General features: G+C 36.0%; 25 protein-coding genes. 6 read left to right on the forward strand and 19 right to left on the reverse strand.

The window, feature by feature from the left end; translation table 11 throughout:
- Positions 1–105: 105 nt before the first annotated feature.
- Both CVT13_RS01595 and rsmH read right to left on the reverse strand, forming a co-directional pair.
- Positions 106–399 carry a hypothetical protein gene (locus CVT13_RS01595; RefSeq protein ID WP_021090986.1) on the reverse strand — a complete coding sequence of 98 codons (294 nt, stop codon included), beginning with the start codon at positions 397–399 and terminating at the stop codon, positions 106–108.
- A 2-nt stretch (positions 400–401) separates the two neighbouring features.
- Complete coding sequence (gene rsmH / locus CVT13_RS01600) at positions 402–1325, reverse strand: 16S rRNA (cytosine(1402)-N(4))-methyltransferase RsmH (RefSeq protein ID WP_107811377.1); 924 nt, start codon at positions 1323–1325, stop codon at positions 402–404.
- Positions 1326–1452: 127 nt separating this feature from the next.
- Here rsmH and CVT13_RS01605 point away from each other — a divergent pair, with 127 nt between their 5' ends.
- The 4 genes from CVT13_RS01605 to ftsZ all read left to right on the forward strand — a co-directional run bounded on the left by CVT13_RS01605 (position 1453) and on the right by ftsZ (position 6225).
- A complete protein-coding gene (locus CVT13_RS01605; protein ID WP_084041477.1) occupies positions 1453–2040 on the forward strand; it encodes a class II aldolase and adducin N-terminal domain-containing protein in 588 nt (195 codons plus the stop codon).
- 139 nt (positions 2041–2179) lie between these two features.
- Entirely contained in the window at positions 2180–3637 is a 1458-nt protein-coding gene (locus CVT13_RS01610) for a peptidylprolyl isomerase (protein ID WP_107811378.1), read from the forward strand.
- Between the two features lie 6 nt (positions 3638–3643).
- On the forward strand, positions 3644–5071 hold the full coding sequence (gene ftsA / locus CVT13_RS01615) for a cell division protein FtsA (protein WP_021090773.1): 1428 nt from the start codon (positions 3644–3646) through the stop codon (positions 5069–5071).
- A 14-nt stretch (positions 5072–5085) separates the two neighbouring features.
- Positions 5086–6225, forward strand: a complete 1140-nt coding sequence (gene ftsZ / locus CVT13_RS01620) for a cell division protein FtsZ (protein WP_103624034.1) — start codon at positions 5086–5088, stop codon at positions 6223–6225.
- 89 nt (positions 6226–6314) lie between these two features.
- Here the strand turns inward: ftsZ and CVT13_RS01625 are convergent, their stop codons facing one another.
- The 16 genes from CVT13_RS01625 to rpmH form a co-directional block, all read right to left on the reverse strand.
- Entirely contained in the window at positions 6315–6608 is a 294-nt protein-coding gene (locus CVT13_RS01625; protein ID WP_021091019.1) for a metal-sulfur cluster assembly factor, read from the reverse strand.
- A gap of 3 nt (positions 6609–6611) precedes the next feature.
- Complete coding sequence (locus CVT13_RS01630; protein ID WP_107811379.1) at positions 6612–7802, reverse strand: peptidase M50; 1191 nt, start codon at positions 7800–7802, stop codon at positions 6612–6614.
- Between the two features lies 1 nt (position 7803).
- Positions 7804–8142, reverse strand: coding sequence for a hypothetical protein (locus tag CVT13_RS01635; protein WP_107811380.1), 339 nt, complete (start codon positions 8140–8142; stop codon positions 7804–7806).
- A 73-nt stretch (positions 8143–8215) separates the two neighbouring features.
- Positions 8216–9256, reverse strand: coding sequence for a peptide-methionine (R)-S-oxide reductase MsrB (gene msrB, locus CVT13_RS01640; RefSeq protein ID WP_107811381.1), 1041 nt, complete (start codon positions 9254–9256; stop codon positions 8216–8218).
- A gap of 80 nt (positions 9257–9336) precedes the next feature.
- A complete protein-coding gene (purH, locus tag CVT13_RS01645; RefSeq protein ID WP_107811382.1) occupies positions 9337–10869 on the reverse strand; it encodes a bifunctional phosphoribosylaminoimidazolecarboxamide formyltransferase/IMP cyclohydrolase in 1533 nt (510 codons plus the stop codon).
- A 30-nt stretch (positions 10870–10899) separates the two neighbouring features.
- Positions 10900–11466: a hypothetical protein gene (locus tag CVT13_RS01650; RefSeq protein ID WP_107811383.1), complete on the reverse strand. Its 567-nt coding sequence runs from the start codon at positions 11464–11466 to the stop codon at positions 10900–10902.
- A complete protein-coding gene (locus CVT13_RS01655; RefSeq protein WP_107811384.1) occupies positions 11467–12201 on the reverse strand; it encodes a TerB family tellurite resistance protein in 735 nt (244 codons plus the stop codon). It abuts the gene before it with no gap.
- 1 nt (position 12202) lies between these two features.
- On the reverse strand, positions 12203–13264 hold the full coding sequence (locus CVT13_RS01660; protein ID WP_103618700.1) for an SDH family Clp fold serine proteinase: 1062 nt from the start codon (positions 13262–13264) through the stop codon (positions 12203–12205).
- 3 nt (positions 13265–13267) lie between these two features.
- Positions 13268–15457, reverse strand: coding sequence for a phosphoribosylformylglycinamidine synthase subunit PurL (gene purL, locus CVT13_RS01665; RefSeq protein WP_107811385.1), 2190 nt, complete (start codon positions 15455–15457; stop codon positions 13268–13270).
- 274 nt (positions 15458–15731) lie between these two features.
- Entirely contained in the window at positions 15732–16319 is a 588-nt protein-coding gene (locus tag CVT13_RS01670) for an NAD(P)H-dependent oxidoreductase (RefSeq protein ID WP_107811386.1), read from the reverse strand.
- A 41-nt stretch (positions 16320–16360) separates the two neighbouring features.
- A complete protein-coding gene (gene mnmE / locus CVT13_RS01675; protein ID WP_107811387.1) occupies positions 16361–17686 on the reverse strand; it encodes a tRNA uridine-5-carboxymethylaminomethyl(34) synthesis GTPase MnmE in 1326 nt (441 codons plus the stop codon).
- Positions 17683–18741 (reverse strand): Jag N-terminal domain-containing protein, encoded by a 1059-nt coding sequence (locus CVT13_RS01680; protein WP_107811388.1) that lies wholly within the window; start codon positions 18739–18741, stop codon positions 17683–17685. Before CVT13_RS01680 ends, mnmE begins: the two co-directional genes overlap by 4 nt.
- Positions 18741–20294, reverse strand: coding sequence for a membrane protein insertase YidC (gene yidC, locus CVT13_RS01685; protein ID WP_107811389.1), 1554 nt, complete (start codon positions 20292–20294; stop codon positions 18741–18743). Before yidC ends, CVT13_RS01680 begins: the two co-directional genes overlap by 1 nt.
- Position 20295: 1 nt before the next feature.
- A complete protein-coding gene (gene yidD, locus CVT13_RS01690) occupies positions 20296–20637 on the reverse strand; it encodes a membrane protein insertion efficiency factor YidD (RefSeq protein ID WP_087576887.1) in 342 nt (113 codons plus the stop codon).
- Positions 20634–20969 carry a ribonuclease P protein component gene (gene rnpA / locus CVT13_RS01695; protein WP_080658720.1) on the reverse strand — a complete coding sequence of 112 codons (336 nt, stop codon included), beginning with the start codon at positions 20967–20969 and terminating at the stop codon, positions 20634–20636. The genes yidD and rnpA overlap by 4 nt, the downstream gene beginning before the upstream one ends.
- Entirely contained in the window at positions 20957–21091 is a 135-nt protein-coding gene (gene rpmH / locus CVT13_RS01700; protein ID WP_002940373.1) for a 50S ribosomal protein L34, read from the reverse strand. The genes rnpA and rpmH overlap by 13 nt, the downstream gene beginning before the upstream one ends.
- Before the next feature lie 122 nt (positions 21092–21213).
- Here rpmH and CVT13_RS01705 point away from each other — a divergent pair, with 122 nt between their 5' ends.
- Entirely contained in the window at positions 21214–21867 is a 654-nt protein-coding gene (locus CVT13_RS01705; protein ID WP_107811390.1) for a uracil-DNA glycosylase, read from the forward strand.
- On the forward strand, positions 21864–23114 hold the full coding sequence (locus CVT13_RS01710; RefSeq protein ID WP_107811391.1) for a hypothetical protein: 1251 nt from the start codon (positions 21864–21866) through the stop codon (positions 23112–23114). The genes CVT13_RS01705 and CVT13_RS01710 overlap by 4 nt, the downstream gene beginning before the upstream one ends.
- Before the next feature lie 44 nt (positions 23115–23158).
- Here CVT13_RS01710 and CVT13_RS01715 read toward each other — a convergent pair whose 3' ends face one another.
- Positions 23159–23548 carry a YbgC/FadM family acyl-CoA thioesterase gene (locus CVT13_RS01715; protein WP_107811392.1) on the reverse strand — a complete coding sequence of 130 codons (390 nt, stop codon included), beginning with the start codon at positions 23546–23548 and terminating at the stop codon, positions 23159–23161.
- Position 23549 lies beyond the last annotated feature (1 nt).

Below are 23549 nucleotides of genomic sequence, written 5' to 3' on the forward strand. Positions count from 1 at the left end.
CTAATTTTATTTTTGTGCAGTTATATACAAAATAGCTATATTATTTGCCAATATAATTGAATCGCAAAAATTTAGATGAGAATAAATAAAGCTTTAAATGTTTCGTTATTTCCATTGGCGCTCTTGCATATTGTTTAAAATTTGATTTTTATAACGTAAATTTTCAAGCTTTATATTAAGAGCTCTATTTTCCTCTAAAAGCATATCTCGCTTACCGCTAATGTCCGCTATATCTCTACTTATATAATAAATTTGATTCGCTATGTAAATTTTTGGCAAAAATATAGCTAGAGCTATAAAAACAGCTAAATAGACCATCACTAATGTCTTAAAGCTTAAATTTACCTCACGTTTTTGCTCCTCGTCGTGAAGCGTTAGTAGCTCTTCTTTTTCTTGCATTTTTATCCCTTTATCTTAAAAACCCGCAGTTTTGCGCTCTTGCTTCGTGAGTTTATCTTTAGCTCATTTTGGCTTGCTGTTAGTGGCTTTTTTGTCAAAATTTCGCCTAATTCGTGGTTATTTCCGCACTCACATCTATAAACACCAGGTAGGCAGATACAGCTATTAGCCCATTTTTTAAAGCGCTCTTTTACGATCCTATCTTCAAGCGAGTGAAATGTAATAATCGCCACAAGACAATCTTTAAACCCACATTTTTCTATACTATCAAGTAAATTTGTTAGCTCATCTAGCTCTCCATTTACCTCTATCCTGATGGCTTGAAAGGCAAGTATTGCAGGGCTAACTCCACGCCCTTTTATATGGGCTGTACCTATTAAATTTGCAAGCTCTTTTGCACTCGTTATCTTGCCTAAATTTCTAGCATTTATAATCTTGTTTGCGATCCCGGCAGCATTTTTTAGCTCGCCATAATCTCTAAAAATTCTAACCAACTCATCAAAAGAGTAATCATTTACAACATCATATGCGCTAAAATTTCGCTCTTTGTCCATGCGCATGTCAAGCGTACTTGAGCCAAGACTAAAGCCTCTATCATCTTTATCTATCTGAAGTGAGCTAACACCGATGTCAGCCAAAATTCCTCTAACATTTAAAATTTCTTCTTGGCTTAGCTTACTAGTCAATTCAGAGAAGTTACTTTTATAAATTTTAACCCTACTACCAAATGGCTCAAGTTTTTTTAGTGAAAAATTTATAGCTTCATTATCTCTATCACAGGCAATTAAATTTAAATTTTTATTTTGAGACAAAATGGCACTGGAGTGTCCGGCATATCCAAGCGTGTAATCTATAAAATTTCCATTTAAATTTTTAAAAAAAGATAGAACTTCATCAAGTAAAACACTGATATGTGGACTTTGCAACACTGCCTCTTTATAGTAAATAGTGTGGAAAATTTATCGAAATTTTACTTAAAAAGCTATCATTACACAAAATTTTACATAAATTTTAAGATAGCTTAAATATAATCGCTTAAATGTAGGAGAAAAAATGGAGCTAGAACACTCAATAAATGAGATAAAAACGATATCACTTTCTATGTTTAGAAAGAATTTTTTTGGCGTCTTTCACGGCTCGATTTCGGCAAGAGTCGAAAAAAATCAATTTATAATCAATAAACAAAATGCCATTTTTGATAATTTAAAAGATGATGATTTGACACTTCTTTCATCAAAAAAAGACTATCGCTGGAATGAAGCTAGTCTTGATGCTGATATACACTTAAATATTTATAAAAATATAAATGAGGCAAGATTTGTTTGCTACGCGATGCCACCATACGCAACTGCCTACGCAATGAAACATGAAAAAATTGTACCGAAAGATTATTTTGGGTATATGAGATTTGATAAAATTTCTGTTTATGATCCAAAACAATATGATGACTGGTATGAACGTGCAGAAACTGAAATTTATAGATATATGGTTGAAAAAAATACAAACATTATTATCATTAAAGGATATGGTATTTATGCATACAGCAGAAGCCCACAACTTCTTGCAAAAGAGATAGCTTTACTAGAAAATAGCTGCAAATTGCTTCATTTAACTAGTGGTTATAGCGATTATAGTATTTAAAAATTTTGCTAACAATACTAAAAAATTGTTAGCGAAATCCTCCACAAAGATATTTTTAAAGCCCCTATTTTAAGCTTATTTAAGGCAATTTTATATAATATATCATACAAATTTCGTTAGTCTTTTAAAGGAAAATTTAATGTTGTCTTGGATGCAAAAACATAAAAAATACCTAGTTGTTACCATTTGGGTAAGTACAATAGCCTTTGTTGGAGCAGGCTTTGTAGGCTGGGGAGCATATGATTTAAATAGCAATCGAGCCACTTCAGTAGCAAAAGTAGGACACAGAAATATAAGCATTCAAGAACTGCAACAAAAATACGATAGTTTGTATCAATACTACAATAATCTTTTTGATGGTAAATTAACGCAAGAAAAGGCCAATGAGTTAGGCTTACAAAATGCTGCACTTCAGGCTACAATTCAAGAGAATTTACTATTAAATTTTGCAGACGATATAGGTCTTAGTGTTAGCAAAGATGATATTTTAAAATATATAATCGTTGATCCAACATTTCAAAAAGATGGTGCTTTTGATAAAAATTTATACTATGATATTTTAAGAAGGGTCAGAACAAATCCAACCGATTTTGAAGAAAATTTAAAACTAACAATACTACTTGATAAGCTTAGAACTATTTTAAATTTACCAGCTAGCAAAGAAGACATTGCAATGATGGAAGCAAGCTTTTTTATGCAAGACAAATTAGCAATACAGATAATAAATGCTAATCAAAGTGATATAAAAATAGATGAAAAAGAGCTAAAGGATCTTTGGGAAATAAATAAAAACAACTATATGACAAAGACTATATACGGTCTAGAAACATACTTTATAGAGTCAAATAAAAATGATGTAAATCAAACTACTTTGAGTGACTACTATAACGAAAACAAGGAGAGATACAAAGGCCCTGATGATAAAATCAAATCATTTGACGAAGTAAAGACTGAAGTTGTCAAAGACTACAATATTGAGAAAAGTAAGACCGATGCTTTAAAAAAATATACCTCTATCAAAAAAGCTGAGCTTGCAACAAATGAATTTGTTAGTATAAATGAAGATAATGCGACATTCTCGCTCGATGAAATAAAAGGGGCAAAAGTTGGTGAGGTGATAAAACCGTTTACATATAAAGATGGATATTTGATAGTTAGAGTAAAAAGTATAACTCCTCCACAACCTATGAGTTTTGAACAAGCAAGAGCAATGGTGCTTGAAATTTACAAAGATAAAAAGAAAAAAGAAAACCTAATAACCATAGCAAAAGAGTCTTTACAAAATTTCAAAGGAACTGATATAGGCTTTATCAGTAGAGATATAAATGGCTCTATCTTAGGACTAAATGAAAGTGAAACTAGAGCTTTTGTTTCTCAACTTTTTGAAACTAACAACAAAAAAGATTATGTTATATTAGAAGACAAGGCCGTTATATACGACATTTTGGAACAAAGGTTGCTTGTAGATAATATAGATAATAACTATAAGCAAATAACACAGCAGAACGTTACAATGCTTAAAAATAATGAGCTAATAAAAGATTTAACAAACAAACTTAAAAAATACTATGAAGTTAAAGAATATATCAAAAGGTAATTTATCTTGAGTACAAAAATTTTAGGTATAGATATCGGCTCTTTCCAGATTTGTGCAGTAATAGCACAACATGATGAAAATGGTATTAAGATAATTGGAATTGGAACTGAAAAAACGCAGGGAATAAGAAAAGGTGTTATAACTAATATTGAACAAGCTGCAAAGTCGATAAAAAATGCATTGATAGAAGCACAAAGAGTTGCAGGAACACGCTATGAAAAAGTCATAGTTTCTATTTCTGGTGCGTATACAAAAAGCGTTGATAGTAGCGGTGTAGTAAATATACCAAATCATGAAATAGGTATAAAAGAGATTGAGCGTGCTATGCAAATGGCCGATCATACGGCTGACATACCTCATGAATATGAAAAACTACATGTTCTTCCTTATAATTTTAAAGTAGATGGGCAAGAACATATTGAAGATCCAATAGGTATGAACGGTAGTAGGCTAGAAGTTCAAACACATATTGTTACAGTACAAAAGTCATCTATTAGCAACCTAAGAAAAGCCGTAAATTTAGCAGGTGTTCAACTAGATAATATAGTGCTTTCAGGATATGCTTCTGCGATAGCAACATTAACAAAAGATGAGAAAGAACTTGGTGCCGCACTTGTTGATATGGGTGGTGCGACTTGTAATCTTGTGGTACATTCTGGAAATTCTATAAGATACAATGAATTTTTACCTGTTGGCTCAGCAAACATTACAAATGATCTTTCTATGGCTCTGCATACACCTCTTCCAAAGGCAGAAGAGATAAAATTAGGTTATGGCGCTTTAATAAATAAGTCAGTTGATCTAATAGAGCTCCCGATCCTTGGAGATGAAACAAAAAGCCACGAAGTTTCACTAGACATAATATCAAATGTTATATATGCCAGAGCAGAAGAAACTCTTATGGTACTTGCTAAGATGCTAGAAGATAGTGGCTATAAAGATAGCATTGGTGCTGGAATAATACTTACTGGCGGTATGACTAAGCTAGAAGGTATTAGAGATCTTGCATCCGCGATATTTGACAAAATGCCAGTTCGTATAGCAAAACCAAAAGAGATGGATGGATTATTTGAAATTTTAAGAGATCCAGCAAATTCTTGTGCTATAGGACTTTGTTTATATGGTGCTGGCAACTTTAGCCCATACGAGATTGATTCTGAGAAAAAAATGAGATACCAAGGGGAAATAGCCTCAAAACCAAAAGCAAATTTTAGAAATGTTTTTGTAGAAGAAGAAAATGTGCAAAATTTTGGACAAGAGGTGCAGGATCCAAATGAAAAAGAGGATAGTTTTTCTGATAAAGATTTTGAATTAGAGATAGCAAATAAATCAAAAAATAAAGAAGAGCTTGCCAATATTGCAGATATTAGCAAACAAGAAAAAAAGCCAAATGCTTTTGCAAAATTTTGGTATAGTATTACACAATTATTTTAAGGAGAATTTCAAAAATGAGTAGCTTCACAGTAGAAGAAAATAAAAGCATCTATGGTGCAAAGATAAAGGTCGTAGGTGTAGGTGGAGGTGGTGGCAATATGGTCAACCATATAATAAGAGTTAATCCGAATTTAAATATAGATCTTATTGTTGCCAATACAGATGCTAAGGCTCTTGAAAATTCTCTTGCACATACGAAAATTCAACTAGGCGAGAAAACAACAAAAGGTCTAGGTGCAGGCATGAGACCTGAAATAGGAAAAGCTGCTGCTGAAGAGAGCTACGATGAAGTAAAAAGTGCACTTGAGACATCAGATATAGTTTTTATCGGTACAGGACTTGGTGGTGGAACTGGTACAGGTGCTGCTCCAGTAGTTGCTCAAGCTGCAAAAGATATTGGTGCACTAACAGTTGCGGTTGTTACTATGCCTTTTATGTTTGAAGGAAAAAAACGTAGAAAACTGGCTGATTGTGGTCTTGAAGAGCTCAGAAAAGAAAGCGATTCTATTGTTGTCATTCCAAATGATAAGCTCCTAACATTAATTGATAAAAATGCTGGCATAAAAGAAAGCTTTGAAATGGTTGATGAAGTACTTGCAAGAGCCGTCAATGGTATGAGCACGATCGTGCTTGATTCAGGAAAAAGCGATATAAATCTAGACTTTGCAGATGTTAGAACGATTATGAGCCATAGAGGACTAGCTTTAATGGGTGTTGGCGAAGCAAGTGGCGAAGATGCAGCACAAGAAGCTATAAAAAATGCTATACAATCACCACTTCTTGATAATATGACAATAAATGGCGCATTTGGTATTTTAGTTCATTTTAGAATAAGCCCTAGTTGCCCACTAGCTGATATCAATAATGCGATGAGCATTATTCATGAGGCAGCAGATGAAGATGCTGAAATTATATTTGGTACAACAACTGATGACAAAATAGAAGATAATAAGGTTGAAGTTACAATAATAGCCACAGGTTTTCAAAGCTCACAAAAAGAAACTGAAAAAAAAGATGAAGTACAAACTTCTAATGCAAACGATATCATAAAAAAAGAGCGTATATTAAGACTTAAAAAAGTTAGTGGTGGATATGACGAAGACTATATGTCACAACTTGATGTGCCATCATTTATGCGCCATCAAATGGACTAATAAAAAACAAACTCCTTAAAATTTCTAGAGAGCTTTTGCTCTCTAGCTTATTAAAAATTTACAAACTTTCAAATCTAAAAACTTAAAATTTAAACTCCAAGTTGTGCTTTTACAAAATCGCTTGCCATTTGTATATTCCACTCAGGCTCCCAGACAAGATCGATCTCGCACTCTTTGACACCTTCTATATCAAGCACGGCAGTTTCTACCCAGCCAAGTATCATTTCATGTAGTGGGCAAGATTTAGTTGAAAGCGTCATAGTAACTTTTGCTTTGCCATTTTCATCGCAGCTCGCATCGTATATAAGTCCAAGCGAAACGATATCAAAGCCAACTTCTGGATCAACGATATTTGACAGTGCGTTATAAATTTTTTCTTTCATTTTTTATCCTTTAAAACCAGTAAATCTAAAAATATTTATTATATTTATCGACAGCAAAACTATACTAATAGCTATAAAAATCATACCTGCTTGCACTAAAATTTCTAGCTCAAAGCAAGTTGAGAAAAGATAGCAAAGAAGCGAGATAGCATTAAAAGCTATACCAAAATAAGCTATCTTTTTTAGTATCATGGCATCAAGAAGTGGCACTTTTACCTTTCCAACAAAAGGTGCTACATAGTGATACCATATGAGAAATGGTGCGATCTTATAAAGATGAGCTACAATAAAAGCAAACAAAAAGCCATATATTAAAAAATATGCAGCTAAATTTAATTTATCCAAAGCTATAAAAACAGCAGCACCAAGCAAAGCCACCAACGAAAACACTATATTTACATTCCAGTAATCATACGCCTTTCTAACGCGCTTTTTTAAAATATAAAGTGCTTGAGCTATAAAAAGTAAAGCTGCCACGCATATTGACAAAATAGACAAATTTTCATTAAAAGCTAGTAAGATACCACCCAAAATATAGCATGCTAGTGAGGCTTTACTAAGTGCAAATTTTAGATCGTGAGCCAATGCAAACATAGGTAGGAGTACGCTAGCAGCTCCAAGTATCACAAGAAACACAAATCCCAGTACAAAATAAACGTGAAATTTTAGTGTCATCTCAAAATCAAGCATCAACGTACCGCCAAGTATCATAAGCAAGCAAAAACCAAGCGTTATTCCAATTATCAAAAAGATAGCTGAAACAAAAAGTGCAAAGGCCGCAAAGCTCTTTTTTTCATTATCCATAAAGCTTAATGCATAAGTCGTTGCAAAAAAGGCAAGTGAGCAAAAAAGCAAAACTCCACTAATTTGTAAAATTTTAGCCTCAGCAAATAACATCCCGTAGCACATGCCCAGCAACGATAGACAAAAAATAGCCAAATTTAAAATAGCACCTTTTGCGGTAAAAAATGGCTTTTCTAAGATGACTGAGGTTAGCTGATAAAGTGCTCCGATGATAATACTCATAACAAAGCCAACAAAAAATATATGCAAAAAACCAGCTGTATTTAGCGAGCTAATCGCATCAAAATCTGCATAAAAGAATGCTGGCACACTTAATGCCAAAAACAAAATTCCAGCAATAAAATATCCACCAACTAGCTTAAATGGTGGTGCATAAGTATTTAAAAGCATCTTAGTGGCAAAGACTCGTATCTACGTCTTCTATATTTGCGCCGTCTTTTAGGCTAAAAACCATCTTTACAGCCCCACTATCTATATCTTCACGCTCTATATCAAAGCTCTTATCTATCTTTGGTATAAGACCAGCTGGAAATTTATGATTTAGCATCATAATTTTTGTATTTTTATCAGCAAATTTAATAGCGATTAATGCATTGACCATTGGCTCTGGCGGCACGCAAGGACGTGAGTCAAAGCCAACAAAATTTACACCATTTTCACTAAATTTATAAAATGGCACGGTTGCACCATCAACATTAAACTGCTCCGCGTTTTTGAAAAAATCGCTCATTTTTTCTCCTTTTAATTTTGGAGAATTATACTCTGATTAAACTTTTTAAACTATTGATTTGCTTCAACAAAAGCTATTTTACGTAAGGTATAAATTCCTCGTATCCAAGCCTAGCCATATCTTCAAGTGGTATAAATTTAAGGCTTGCGCCGTTTATGCAATATCTTAGCCCACCCTTATCGCTTGGGCCATCGTCAAAAACATGTCCAAGGTGCGCATCGCTATTTTGAGACTTAACTTCGACCCTTTTCATCATAAACGAGTTGTCCTCCTTATACGAAAGAGCTGTTGTCGTGATAGGCTTTGTAAAGCTTGGCCAGCCACATCCTGCATCAAATTTATCCGCACTTGAAAAAAGTGGCTTTCCGCTTATTATATCTACATAAATGCCTTTTTGATCAAATTTATCATACTCGCTGCTAAATGGCCTCTCAGTCGCCGCTTCTTGTGTCACAGCATACTGCTCGCTACTTAATTTTTTCTTTAGCTCATCTTTACTAAGCGGCTTAAATTTCGCCTCATCGTAAAGTGGTTTATCAGCTAAACCTAGATCGATATGACAATATCCAAAAGGATTTTTATCAAGATAGTCTTGATGATACTCCTCGCCTAATATGAAATTTTTAAGTGGCGCCACCTCAACTACGATCTTATCTTTAAATTTCTTTTGCTCTATTTTCATAAAGCTCTCTATCGTTGGTAGATCACTTTCACTAACATAGTAAATTCCGCTTCTATACTGCCTACCGACGTCATTGCCTTGTTTATTTAGCGATGTCGGGTCGATTACTCTAAAAAAATGAGCCAAAATTTCAGCCAAAGCGACTCTATTTTCGTCGTATTTTACATAAAGTGTCTCAGCATGATCACTCTCATGAAGCTCGCGGTAGCTAGTATTTTCGCTCTTGCCATTTGCATAGCCTACCTTTGTATCCACTACGCCAAATATCTTTTTAAAATATCCCTGCATACCCCAAAAGCAACCACCTGCTAGATAAATTTCTTTTAAATTTTGCCCTGCCATCGTCTGCTCCTTTATAAGCTCATCTTTTGCCATCAAATTTAGACCAAAAAACACTGCTGCCATTAAGATAAATTTTAAGATCTTTTTCATTCTATCTCCTTTCATTTTTGAAAGATTATACGAAAATTAAAGTTATAAAGTGTGAAGAAAGGGGCAAGCGCCCCTAAATTTTAGTGTAAAAAGTGTCTAACGCCAGTAAAGTATAGCGACATGCCATGCTCATTGGCAGCCTCTATCACCTCATCATCTCTGATGCTGCCACCTGGCTCGATGACACATTTTACGCCGACCTTACTAGCGATGTCAATGCTATCTCTAAATGGGAAGAACGCCTCACTTGCAAGTACGCAGCCACTTAGATCGATCTTTAGCTCTTTTGCCTTTGCCACGGCCGCACGAGCAGCATCAACGCGGCTTGTCATACCCATGCCAATAGCTACCATTGCGCCGTCTTTTACATAAACTACACAGTTGCTCTTCGTTAGCGCAGCCACTTTCCACGCGATCTGAGCATCTTTTAGCTCGCTACCAGTTGCAAATTTCTTGCTCATTTGCTTCATATTTTCAAGCTCTTCGTCTTTTACATAGTCTCTTTCTTGAAATACAAATCCACCATCAACGTGCTTAAAGTCAAATTTATCATTTGAGCGAACTAAAAATTTATTGTCTTGAGTGAAAATTTTGATGCGTTTTTTACTCTCAAATACTTTAAGCGCAGCATCATCTACGTTTGCAGCGATGATTACTTCAACGTAAATTTCATTTATCTTTTTTGCTAGCTTCTCATCAAGTGTGCCATTTATTGCAACCACACCGCCGTATGCCGAGATCGGGTCGCATTTTAGTGCAGCTCCGTAGCTCTCAAGCAAATTATCTTTTACCGCAAAACCGCAAGGATTAGCGTGCTTGATGATAGCCACAGCTGGCGCGTCATCAAAGCTAGTTGCAAGCATCAATGCGCCATTTATATCGGTCATATTATTGAAACTTGCCTCGCCTTTTAGGGCTCTAAAGTTGTTCGTAAAGAAATAATCAAACTCATAAAGTGCGCCTTTTTGGTGTGGATTTTCTCCGTATCTTGTATCAAAAACCTTGCTTCCAACGATAAATCTAGCATCACCAAAACCGCCATTAAATCTATCATTCATATAGTTTGCGATCATGCTATCATAGGCCGCTGTATGCTCGAATGCCTTTATCATCAGCGATCTTCTAAACTCAAAATCATCGCTTTTCTCTTTTAGGCGCTTTAAAATTTCATCATAATCAAGCACGCTTGTAACTATAAGTACGTCTTTAAAATTTTTAGCAGCACTTCTTACCATGGCTGGGCCACCGATATCGATATTTTCGATGATCTCAGCAAAGTCATCAGTCCTAATTGTAGTCTCTTTAAATGGATATAAATTTACGCAAACCAAGTCTATGCCCTCGATGCCATGCTCTTTTGCCTGAGCCACGTGCGTAGAGTCGTCACGTTTGTACAAAATGCCACCATGTATCTTTGGATGAAGCGTCTTTACCCTGCCTTCAAACATCTCCGGTGAAGCTGTAAATTCACTAACCTCAGTTGCTTTGACACCCTCGCTCTTTAAAAGTTTGTAGGTTCCACCGGTTGAAAGTATCTGCCAGCCAAGCTCTTCTAGCCCCTTTGCAAACTCTACAATGCCCTCTTTATCGCTAACGCTAAGCAACGCTCTCATTTTTTCTCCTTTAGATTGATTAAATTTATTTTATTTCTCTGACAAACACATCGCTTTTTCAAGCACAAGTAGCCCCATAGCTGTATCTTTTTTAATATTTTGTTCCGTTATGCTTTCAAGTTTTTTTAAATTTTCATCGCTTGATTTTATGGCAAAATGACTATTCTTATTTAAATTTTCTAGCTTGCCATCAACGATATCAACACTAAAAGCATATCTTGAAATTTGTCTGCCATTAAAGTAGCTAGAATTTAACACGTTTAAATTTACAGCCTCTTTTTTGTCAAAGGCCTCACATATAGGTCTTTTTGAGCTAAATTTGACGACCTTTATGCCGCCTTCATCTGAAAATATATACTCTTTAAATTCATTTAAATTTTTAGTCTTTACAGCCTTAAAACTACTCTCCATGCCACTATAGCTGGCTAGAATAATACTAACACTACTTGTTTTGTTGTAGTCGCCTATTTTTTTACCATTTTCAAAAAGTGTGCTATCTTTTAGTTCAAATTTGAACTCATTGCGATTAAGATCGGTCACACTTAGCTCTTTGCAAAAGGCAACCGCCGCCAAAAGCAAAATAGCAAATTTCTTCATCTAAGCTCCAAATTTCTCTTTCAAACGCCCATAAGCCTCATTTATCTCTTGAAGCTTTTTGGTTGAGCGCTCTATCACCTCTTTACTCTCGCCCCTACCCATTAAAATGTCGGGATGATACTGCCTTACAAGCTCTTTATAGCGAGCTTTTACCTCTTCAAGATTTGCATTTTTGTTAAGCCCTAAAACCTCAAATGCATCTTTTTCTTGGACCATTTCATCGGGATTTGCCTCAAATTTTGAGCCATAAAAGCTATCAAATTTAAAGATGATCTCATCAAGTGTTTCTTTATCAATGCCAAATCCATAAGCGATATTTCTAATGACAGCTTGCTCGCTTGCATTAAACTCACCATCAATATAAGCCAAATTTAGAAAAAATGTGAGTCTGGCGACACATATATCGTAGTTTAGATTAAAAGCACTCTTGTAGTTTCTAGCGGTTTCGTAGGCGTTATCTACATTTTCTTTTTGGCTCTTATAAACCTCTTTTAGATACTCACGCACACCGCTAACGCCGCTAACTTTCTGGCTTAGATCATCTAGCACTTGAGTGATCAGCCTAGCCTCTAGCTCGCTAACTCTGCCGTCACTTTTAGCTACTTTTGCAAGCAGTGAGACTAGAAATTTAGCCTCATCTACATCTGCTTGTTTCTTGCGGTTACTACCTATTTGGACATTCATAAAGAGAAATATCGCACCGCCTAATATCAGTAAAAACAGGACTCCAGACATATTACCACAAGTGATAGATAGTATTTTTTATTTTGCCATTTACTAGTTCGTTTTTACGCCAAGAGCTCTCGTCATTCATCACATTCCAGCGGCGCTCTTCAGGGCGGTAGAACCAGTCCTTGTCTATTTGATAATAAATTTGCTTGCCATTTGTTTCAATGATGTTTGCGATATTGTTATCGTGGTAGCTATTTTCATCGTAGTCGGTAAAAGCTCGCTGACCCATCTCAGAGTAAAGTAGCGTTAACTCTTGAAGCATTTCATTTAGATCATCATCCATCTTTTTTACATGAAGGCCGATCTCGTGTGCCTCTCTAAATAGGATCGGATATTCATGAGCTGGGTAGTCGCCATTTAGCCTTTCAGAAATTTCTGCGATCTTTTTATCATCATCGATGTGATACCTAAGAAGCTCGGTGCAAATCTTAAGCGATAGTGAGCTAGCACGATCAACCGCACCAAAGACTAGCGGATGGATATACTCATAAAGTGAGTTATAAGGGTTTGTGTCGTTTGGTCTGTCTTTATCTTGCTCTTTCCAAAGTTTGACCACACGACTAAGTTCGTCCATCGAAACGCTCACAAGCTCATTGCCTTTGTTTGTCGGGCTAAGCTCGTGTTTTAGTGAAGTATCAACAGGCGTTAGATAGGCAAGTGGTCCCATGACGATCTCATTTGCGCCAAGTGCCATCATGGTAGCAGCTGAGGCGCAGTTTGCAGGTATTAGGGCTATTAAATTTTTGCAGTAATTTCTAAGTGTGGTTATGATCCTAAGAGCGGCAATACCGCTTCCGCCGTCACTTTTTATAAAAAGATAAGCAGTATCTATCTTTTTGCCCTTTAAAATTTCATACATAGCACTCGCATCGTTGCCGCAAACGCTACCAGCATTTGAATTATAGTAAGTTATCAAGGTGGCGTTTAGTCTTTTTTCGATCGATTTTATTAAATTTTGCGTCTTACTAAAAAGTACTGGCGGCTTTGCTACGCCTCGTTTTTCAACTTGTTCTGCTTCCTTTTGCTCATTTTCAGCCTCAGCAACCTTGCTCTTTTTTAAAGCCATTTCTTAATCCTCTTTTCTAACGATTTTTGCAAACTCATTTAGATAAATTTCTCTTATCTCATCCACGCTCTCATCGATATCATTTAGTTTAAATCTCTTGCCACCACTAACGCCGATCTTTTCAAATTTCACACCAAATTTAGCTGCAAGCGCTTCAAATTTAGCCTCGTCTTTTACTCCCACAACTGCTCTTGAAAAGCTCTCATCAAAGATGAAATTTGGCTCTTTAAATTTCACTTCGCAATTTACGCCGATGTTTGAGATGCTAGCCATTTTTGCTAGCGTAATAGCAAGGCCGCCTACTCCTACGCTATTTGCAAACTCTAAAATTTGCTCTTTATTTGCTTCGATCACTAGGTCCCAAAGAGCTCGCTCAGCTTTATAATCAACCTCTTTTAGCTTTCCGCCAACCACGTTAAATAGCGCCTTTGCGTAAAGCGATGCAGCAAATTCTCCACTTGTCTTACCAAGTAGGTAAATCGCTCTGCCTTCGCTTAAAAAAGTGCTTTTTAGATTTAAGTTTGCATCTTCATTTACGCCAACTGTAACAATGGCTGGTGTCGGATAGACGCTCACGCCATCAGTATCGTTATAAAGGCTCACGTTGCCGCTAACGACTGGTGTATTTAGCTCATGGCAAGCCTCTTTTATGCCTTCACATCCCTCTTTAAACTGCCACATTACCTCTGGATTTTGTGGATTGCCGTAGTTTAGGCAGTCGGTGATCGCAAGTGGCACAGCGCCACTCATCGCTACCTTTCTACCAGCTGCCGCGACGGCTCTTGCAGCGCCAATTTTAGGATCAACGAAATTTGCTCTAGGATCGCACTGTGCAGCCATAGAGACGGCCTTTTTAGTGCCTTTTACTCTAATACTTGCAGCACCCAAGTGGCCAGGCTGTTTTATTGTGTTTGTTTGGATATTTGCGTCGTATTGGTCGTAGATAAAGCTTTTATTTAGCACTTCTGGCTCTTTTAAAAGCTTGAAAAATGCGGTTTTGTTATCAACATTATTTGGAATTTCTAAATTTGCTATCTCATCAAGATATTTTGGACGTGCAACTGGGCGGTCAAGCACCGGAGCTGCCTCGCTAAGTGGTCCGATAGGAATTTCACCTGCAAGCTCATTATGCCAGTAAAGCTGCATCACGCCGCTACTTGTGACCTCGCCAATGATCTCAGCGTCAAGGTCCCATTTTCTAAAAATTTCAAGCACCTTTTGCTCATAGCCTTTTTTAGCGCATATTAGCATACGCTCTTGGGACTCGCTTAGCATTAGCTCATAAGGCGTCATGCCAACTTCGCGCATCGGCACGCGCTCTAGATACATCTTCATACCGCTGCCACTTCTGCCAGCCATCTCAAAGCTAGAGCTTGTAAGTCCTGCTGCGCCCATATCTTGAATGCCGATGATGTAGTCTTTTTTAAAGAGCTCTAAGCACGCCTCCATGAGCAGTTTCTCGGCAAATGGGTCGCCCACTTGTACCGTTGGGCGAAGTGATTTATTTTCGTCATTAAAGCTATCGCTCGCCATAACAGCGCCGCCAAGTCCGTCCCTACCGGTCTTTGAGCCCACGTAAATAACTGGGTTGCCCACACCTTCAGCCTTGCCATAGAAAATTTCATCACTTTTGCAAAGTCCAAGCGCGAAGGCGTTGATTAGGATATTGCCATTAAAGCTAGGATCAAATGTAGTCTCGCCGCCGATCGTTGGGATGCCCATGCAGTTGCCGTAATGCCCTATGCCAGCGACACTTCCTTTTAGCAAATATCTATGCTTTTTGGCTAGTTCACCCTCGCCTCTTATCTCGCCAAAACGAAGCGAGTTCATGTTCGCAACAACTCTTGCGCCCATCGTAAAGACGTCTCTTAAAATTCCACCAACTCCAGTGGCAGCACCTTGAAACGGCTCGATAAAGCTTGGATGGTTGTGACTCTCCATCTTAAACACAGCCGCAACCCCGTCTCCAACGTCGATGACACCGGCATTTTCGCCAGGTCCTTGGATGACCCAAGGGGCCTTTGTCGGAAAGCCGTTTAGGTATTTTTTGCTTGATTTATAGCTGCAGTGCTCGCTCCACATCGCCGAAAATATGCCAAGCTCTAGTAAATTTGGCTCGCGTCCTAAAATTTTTAAGATCTCTTCATACTCTTCGTCGCTGATTTTATGTGCTTGTATGGTAGCTTTATCCATTGATGTAACCTTTTAAGAATTTTAGGCCATTTTACAATCTTGCTTATAAAAAGTTACTAAAAAGCCTTTTGAAATTTAGCAGAATAAAGCATTATTGAGAGAATTTTGCCTACTTTGATAAGGCCTTTTTTGTAGTAGCATTTTTAAAAATTTATGCCAGTGTTTTATTTTAACTAGCATAGCAATAAAAAGTGGCAAAATTTTCAAACCTAGCTCGTAGCTATTTTGTTGCCACTTTTATTTATATTTGCAGTTTTATTTCTGGTTTAAATTTCTATTTCGTATTTTTAAAAACTTTTTCAAGATGCGCTTCATACTCTTTTATGTATCTTGGTACATCTGGCATCTTGATCACATCATTGCACATAAAATATGGAAGTGGCTTCATGCCCAAAAACTCATTTACCTTTCTAAAATGAAAATAAACCCCATCGATCCCGCGCGCTTCAAAAAACTCGTTTGGATCGCTAAATGCCTCAGCTGGAGCATTCCAAGTAAGGCTTAGCATAAATTTCTTTTCATTTAGCAAGCCGCCCTTGCCGTAGTTTTTAGTTGGATCGACCCTGTGCCTGCCATCACTCGTATAAAGCTTGCCGTGGCCTGCGGTAAAGACCTCGTCGATATATTTTTTAACTATCCAAGGCTCACCCATCCACCAAGCTGGCATCTGCCAAACTACTGCGTCCATCCATAGAAATTTCTCAACTTCAGCCTCGATATCATAGCCTTGATATATCACGGTTTGCTTTATCTCGTGACACATTTTTACGAGCTTCTCACATGCAAGGTCGTGAAGTGTTTGATTTAATCTGCCATCTGAGTGGGCAAATTTTTTACCGCCATTTATAAGTAAAATTTTCATCGTATCTCCTTAAAAAATGAAAATTTTAACCAAAAAAACTATCATTTTCCTAAACAAAAATGGCTAAACATCTCGTCTAAAATTTCACTTCTCTCAAATGGCTTTGTGATGCTTGCAAGCGCCTTTATCGCACTATTTAGCTCATAAGCAAAAATTTCTAGTTCATCTTCGCTGAGCCTCAAAAACGCTCTTTTTAAAGCCTCACTCGCCTCTTTACAGCTTAAAATTTGGCGGTTTGAGCTTAGCATGATCTCATCAGTATCTTGCGTCTTGAGATATTCCTCAAGCTCTTTTAAAACTACGCTCGTATCAGTTTTTGCTGAAATTTTGATAGCACCCTCTAGCTCTATGTCAAATTTAAATGCAAGATCGCTTTTGTTTAGGATAAAAAAGGCTTTTTTGTTTGAGTTAGAAACGAGCTTTATTATCTCTTTGTCTTGCTCATCGCTTGGATTTGAGCCATCAAAAATAGCCAGGATAATATCAGCCTCGTTTATAGCAGAAATAGAATAGTTTATACCGATTTGCTCGATCTTCCCAGCATCTTTTCTGATGCCAGCGGTATCTATTATACGAACTAGATGTGAGCCGATCTTGAAATTTTCTTCTATCCTGTCTCTAGTAGTGCCCGCCTCGTCGCTAACGATCGCCCTCTCGTATGCCAAAAATGAGTTTAAGATAGAGCTTTTGCCAACATTTGGCTTACCAACGATAGCGATCTTAAAGCCATCTATCAGTCCTCTTCTTTGCTCGCTAAGAGTTGCTATGCGCTCTAGCTTCTTGCTATTTTTTAAAAGCATCTGCTTAGTCTGCTCTAGTAAATTTGCTGGCAGATCATCATCAGCATAGTCAATCATCGTCTCAACAAAAGCAAGAGTTTTGACCGCTTCGCCCCTGATCTCGCCTACAAATTTACTAAGATCGCCTTGCATCTGGCGGGTCAAAATTTTAGCAGCGATCTCGCTTTTTGAAGTGATGAGCCCTTGCATAGCCTCAGCCTTGGCTAGATCCATCTTGCCATTTAAAAATGCTCGCTTGCTAAACTCGCCTGGCATAGCAAGCCTAGCACCAGCCTTTATTAGTTCATTTAAAATTCTCTCGCTCACCATCACGCCGCCATGAGTTTGAAACTCGACGATATCCTCGCCTGTGAAGCTTGATGGAGCTTTAAAATATATAACGATGCCCTCGTCTAAAATTTCATCATCAAGGGAGTAAATTTTGGCTAGTTTTGCGTATCTTGGCTCTAAATTTGAAAGTTTAAGAAGTTTTAAAGAGGTGGCCAGAGCGTCCTTACCACTAAGCCTTACGATAGAAACTGAGCCGATGCCATAAGCTGTGGCAAGGGCTGCGATAGTTTCACTCATTTTTTGAAAAAGTCATTTACAACGACAAATTTGCCGTCATTGCCACTTTTTATGCCGACATATTTATCTGGAAATTTTTCGCGAAGCTTTTCAAGCGCGATCTTGACCAAAACCCCGTCAAGTGGCTTTGTTTGAGCTCTGCCACTATTTTGCACACGCTCGATCACGCCATTTAGATATTGATCCATCATCGCTTCTTGATTTTGCAAAAATTGCGCGATTTCAAGGCGGATAGCAAGGTTGTATTTTGAGTTTAGCCAGTTATAAAGCATGTAAGATATCGCTTTATACCTATAACCTTCTTTACCTATAAGTAGAGCCGCATCAGCTCCATCAAGCTCTATAAGCACCGTTTCATCGTCAAATTTGCTAACTTCAATTTTACTAATATCAAAACAACTTGCCTTAAAAAGACTATTCATGCCCTCTTTGATCTCAGGTAAAATTTTATCAAAGTCGATTGTTGCTTTTTCTTTTTTTTCTTTTTGTAAAGCTTGAGCCGCACTATCTTCATCAGTTTGGTTAAAATTTTCAATAATAGAATTATCTAAAATATTTTTAGGAGCATTTTTGCTAGCTTGTGGCTCCTTTATTTCTTTTGGCTCGTCAAGTCTCTTTATCACATATCCTGGTTCAGCTTCTTCACCCTTTTGAGCAAACGCATCTTTAGCTAGAGCTTCATTTTTTTCACTTAAATTTGACTTTTCATTTTTATGTTCTTTTTGCTCAAATTTAGTTTCGCTTTTTTCATCTCTATGTTTTTTAGGGCCTCGCTTTTTATCACTATGATCGTGTTTTTTAGCTTGCTTTTTATCTTCTTTTATAGCCTCGTTCTCATCATTTTTTTTAACAAAATTTTTATCATTTTTTGGCTTGTGTTGTGGTTTTGGCTGATTTTCTAAATTTGCTTCAATGATCGCACTTCTTTTAAAAAATCCAAAAAAACCACTGCTTGGATGCTGTAAAACTTTTATATCAAGCTGAGTTACTGAGCAGTTAAGCTGCTCGGCTGCCTTTTGAAATGCCTCTTGAAGGGTATTTGCTTCTATTTTCATTAAGCCTTTACCTCCGTAGCTTTTTTATGTTTTTCAAAAAGTTTGTTTACAAATACTTGTTGAACAACCGAGCAAACGTTATTTACAAACCAGTAAAGTGTAAGACCAGCTGGGAATGTCACAAAAAAAAATGTAAATATAAGAGGTAAAAATTTCATCACCTTTTCTTGCATAGGATCAGCAAATGTCGTTGGTGTAAGCTTTTGCTGTAAAAACATCGTTAGACCCATCAAAATAGGTAATACAAAATATGGATCCATTACTGAAAGATCATGTATCCAAAGTATCCAAGGAGCACCTTTTAGCTCGATCGCATTTAGTAAAACGCGGTAGATCGCAAAAAATACTGGTATTTGAAGCAAGATCGGCAAGCATCCACCCATTGGATTTGCGCCATGCTTTTTATAAAGTTCAATCATATGAACTTGCATTTTTTGCTTATCATCTTTATATTTTGTCTGAAGCTCTTTTACCTTTGGAGCAAGCTCTTTAAGCTTGTTCATGGATAACATACCCTTATATGTAAGTGGGAATAAAACTATCCTTATAACAAGTGTTAGCACAACTATTGCCCAACCCCAGTTGCCAATGTAGTTATGTAGGAAATTCAAAAATGCAAACATCGGTTTTGCTATAAATGTAAACCAACCATACTCAATAACGTCGTTTAATCTCTCGTCCATTGAGCTTAAAATTTTATGCTCTTTTGGTCCGATATATGCGCCTAATTTTAAATTATCATTTGCCTTTACAAAAAGAATAGGATTGTTGTTAGAATCTTTATCTACGGCTACTTCAAATGGTTTTTCAAATGAGTAAAATAGCGTCGTATAGTATCTATCAGATGCGGCCGCTATTGTGGTATTTGCATAGTTTTTAACCTCTTTGGCGTCACCATCTTCTATGATGTTTAGGCTATCGTCTGTGTTTCTAAGCATCACGCCATGAACTGTGTAGCTATCTATCGCGATATTTGGTCTAAAACCAGGAGTGATGAAATAATCAACATTTTTACTTAAATTTACTTCAACTTCATATCTACCATTTGGGTAAAATTTGATATTTTTTGTGACTGTAACTCCATCCAAATTTTGAGTAAGTTTTATAGTTTTAGGCTCGCTACTGGCATCTATCTCACTAGCATCACTGCTATATGCAACCTTAAAAGCATCAGTATTTAAAGTACTATCGTTAAATCTAAGCTCAAGTGGCAATGGATTTTGTGAAACAAGCTCGATTTTGTTACCATCTTCTGTTTTATACTTATCTTCAGTTAGATAGAATTTTGAAATTCTTCCTAGCTTATCTATTTTTGCTTCGTAGCTTTGACCTTTGATAGTAGCGATTATCTCATTTGAGACCAAATTTCCATTTGATTTTGGTGTATTTTGATTTATATTTGGAGCTTTATTTTGATCTATTGTTTGAGACATTGTAGTTTGGTTTTGCTCAGGTATCACTCTTTTTGGCATAAAAAAATCATACACTATAAAAAACACAATAGATAAAAGCGCTGCAAGAAGCAACCTTTTTTGCATAGACATCTGTTCCATTTTAATTTTTTTCCTTTAATTTATCTAATACTTTTACGACATAAAATTTACTATTCTGACAAGGGACAAACCAAAAATTTACATTTCTGGTATCACTTTTTTGAGATATAAAACATAGGTTAAATTTTTTGTAGATGATTGGGTAGTTGATACCGCCTTTAAAAAGCTGATTACATTTTAAAATTCGCATGAAGGTTGCAAAAAAAGCAGAAAAAAAACTATTTGTTTGAAATTCCCAAATCGCGTATTGTGAACAAGTCGGGTAATAGCGACAGCTTTTTGGTAGAAGTATGGAAATATATTTTTGATAAAAAGCGATAGCTTTAATCGCAATTTTTTTCATTTTAAACATCCCATTTTTTTTGTAGACCAACTTAAATTTTTACAAATTTTTTCAAATGAAATTTCTGTAATTCCATTTTTTGCGATCATAATATATGTGCCATCTTTTAATTCACTAGAAATGTTAAAAAAAGCGGCTCTCAAAAGTCTTTTAGCTCTATTTCTAACTACCGCTTTTCCTACTTTTTTACTAGCAACTACTGCTATTTTTTTTTCATTTGTTGGTTTATAAAAAATAATGCAAGCATCACAATGCCACTTGCTAGCCTCTTTATAAACTTGAGAGAATTCTTTTGAGCCGCTTAACGACTCAAAACCAGCTAAGCAGCCAATCTTTTTCTACCTTTGGCACGTCTAGCGTTTATTACCTTTCGTCCATTTTTAGTTTTCATTCTTAAGCGAAAGCCGTGAGTGCGTTTTTTAGGGGTTTTATGAGGTTGATAAGTCCTTTTCATTTCTATCCTTAAAGTTAATATAAAAATTGGGATTTTATCAAAGCAATACTTAAATTCCTTTGAATAACTTAGCTTAAAAAGCCACAACTCAAACTTTAAGCAAATCAAGTTATAATCCAAAAATGAATTTTAATAAAGACAATAGGCTTTTAAAAAAATTATTTTTCTTAAAACTAATTGGCTATAAGTTTATTGATAAAAATTTTCTTAGTCTAAGCAATTATCATGATTACAACAATATTGATGAGCTAAACCGCGAAGTAAAAAAATGTTCTCTTTGTTCTTTGCGAAACAGCTCAAAAGGCGTAACAGCCGGTATCGGCAATGAAAATAGCAAAATCATGTTTATATTATTTTCTAAAAAAAGTGGCTCTTATGAAAATAACAGTAAAAAATTTTTAGAAAATGCCATAAAAAATAGTTTAAATTTAGATATAAAAGAAATTTATATAAGTTCTCTACTTCGGTGTGAAATTTCACAAAATGATGATAAAAGTCCGATTTTAAGCCGTTCTATTGAACTTTGTCGTCCTTATTTGTTTGAAGAGATTAGACTGATAAAGCCAAAGATAATCGTGACTTTAGGGGAAAAAGCTTTTATGCATTTATATCCGAATTTATTATTAAAAGGCGGATTTGCAAGCATAAGAGGTAGTATTTTAAAAAATGAAAATAGCCTTATTTTACCAACGTTTTCGCCAGAGTGGATCAGCAAAAATCCTAGTTTTGAAAATATTTTTATAGATGATTTAAGAAAGATCAAAGGACTGATATGAGAAAAATTTTACTTTTTTTAGCCATTTTTTCGACTATTTTTGCATCGCAAGATGAGATAAATTTTGAGAGTAATGTTACAAAAAACCAAAGTCTATCAAGCATACCTCCAGCAAAGATTACTTATATAAATTTAGAACCAGAATTCTGTGATAATGCCTGCTTAAATGAGCTTATCAAGGCTGATTTACTGGCTAGTTTTATGGCGAGATTTGAGCCAACAAAAATAGACGATAACGCTCTTTTAGAGCTTTATATCTCTCTTGGTGGTGAAGCTATTTTAAAAGTTAATAAAAGCGGCAAAATCGCTGTAATCATTCCACAAAAGATTATAAAATCTTATGCAAATGTTGTATCAAATGCGGTCTTAAGCTATGTCTTAAAGCAAGACGCAGATATTGAGATCAAATTTATAAATAGCAACGATGAAAGCCCACAAAGTCTTACAAATGCTATGCAAACGGCTAGAGTCCAAGGTTTTAATTATTTTATCGCAGCCCTTACATCAAATGGTGCAAACATTATAAATTCGCTAGTTCTATCAAATGAGCTTATCTACATTCCAAGCGTTCATAGCTCTTTTATCATAAATCCAAAGCCAAATTTGATCTTTGGCGGCATTGATTATAAAGACCAAATTTCAGCTTTGCTAGCTTACTCGAATGAAAAGATAGTTGCATTTGATGATGGTAGTTCATTGGGACAAAAGCTAAATGAATATGTCCGCATGCAAAGTAACGATTATCATGAAGCCTCTATCGTAGGCAAAGATATAAATTTAAACGATACTTTAAGCAAAAAATCCAAATTTGATAATGCAAGTATATTTTTAAACATCCCAATCGTCAAAGCTTCTCTTGTAGCAACGCAGATGAGGGGCTTTGAGATAAAACCATACGCACTTTTAAGTACACAGATAAATTTTTTACCAAATATCTTTAATGCCATCGCACAAAGAGATAGACAAAATCTTTTCATTGCAAACTCACTAAATCCTATTAACGACTTATTTTTGGGGCTTGGTGATCTTTTTGATGTAGATTTTAGATATTCACAAATCGGCTATTCAAGCGCTTTTGGTGCCGAGTATATATATACAAATTTTATAGATAAAAGTGCTGATAGAATTTTTACCGAAAGAGTTGAAAACTCACAAGTTTTATATGGAGTTAAAATTTATAACGCAAAAGGCGACCACTTTAACGAAGCAAATCAAGAAATTTTGCTCGATCAAAATAGCTCAATGTAAAAGCACAAAGTGGCTAAAGCTAAATTTCTAAACTTAGCCACGATCTAAAATTTAGAATTCTCCAAAAATTTCTTTATCTCATCATTTATCTTAGCAAGCTTCTCTTCTTTCATAAAGGCTAACGTAATCGTCGCTCTAAAAAGTAGCTTTTCGGTATTTTTGTCATCAAATTTATAAATTCCTTGCTCCAAAACAAGACTAGCTTTTTTAAGCTCTAAAATTTTGGTTCTAACAAATACTTCATCGCCAAGCACAGCAGAAGCTATAAATTTAGCCTCAAGCGACGAAACTACAAAGTATCCGCCCTCTTTTGTAAAATTTAATCCAGCCTGAAAAAATGCTTCACTTCTAGCTCGCTCGCAAAATTTAATGTAGTTTGTATGATAGACTATGCCACCAGCATCGGTATCTTCGTAGTAGATTCGTATTTTCACG

The organism is Campylobacter concisus, from assembly GCF_003049085.1.
GTDB lineage: Bacteria > Campylobacterota > Campylobacteria > Campylobacterales > Campylobacteraceae > Campylobacter_A > Campylobacter_A concisus_H.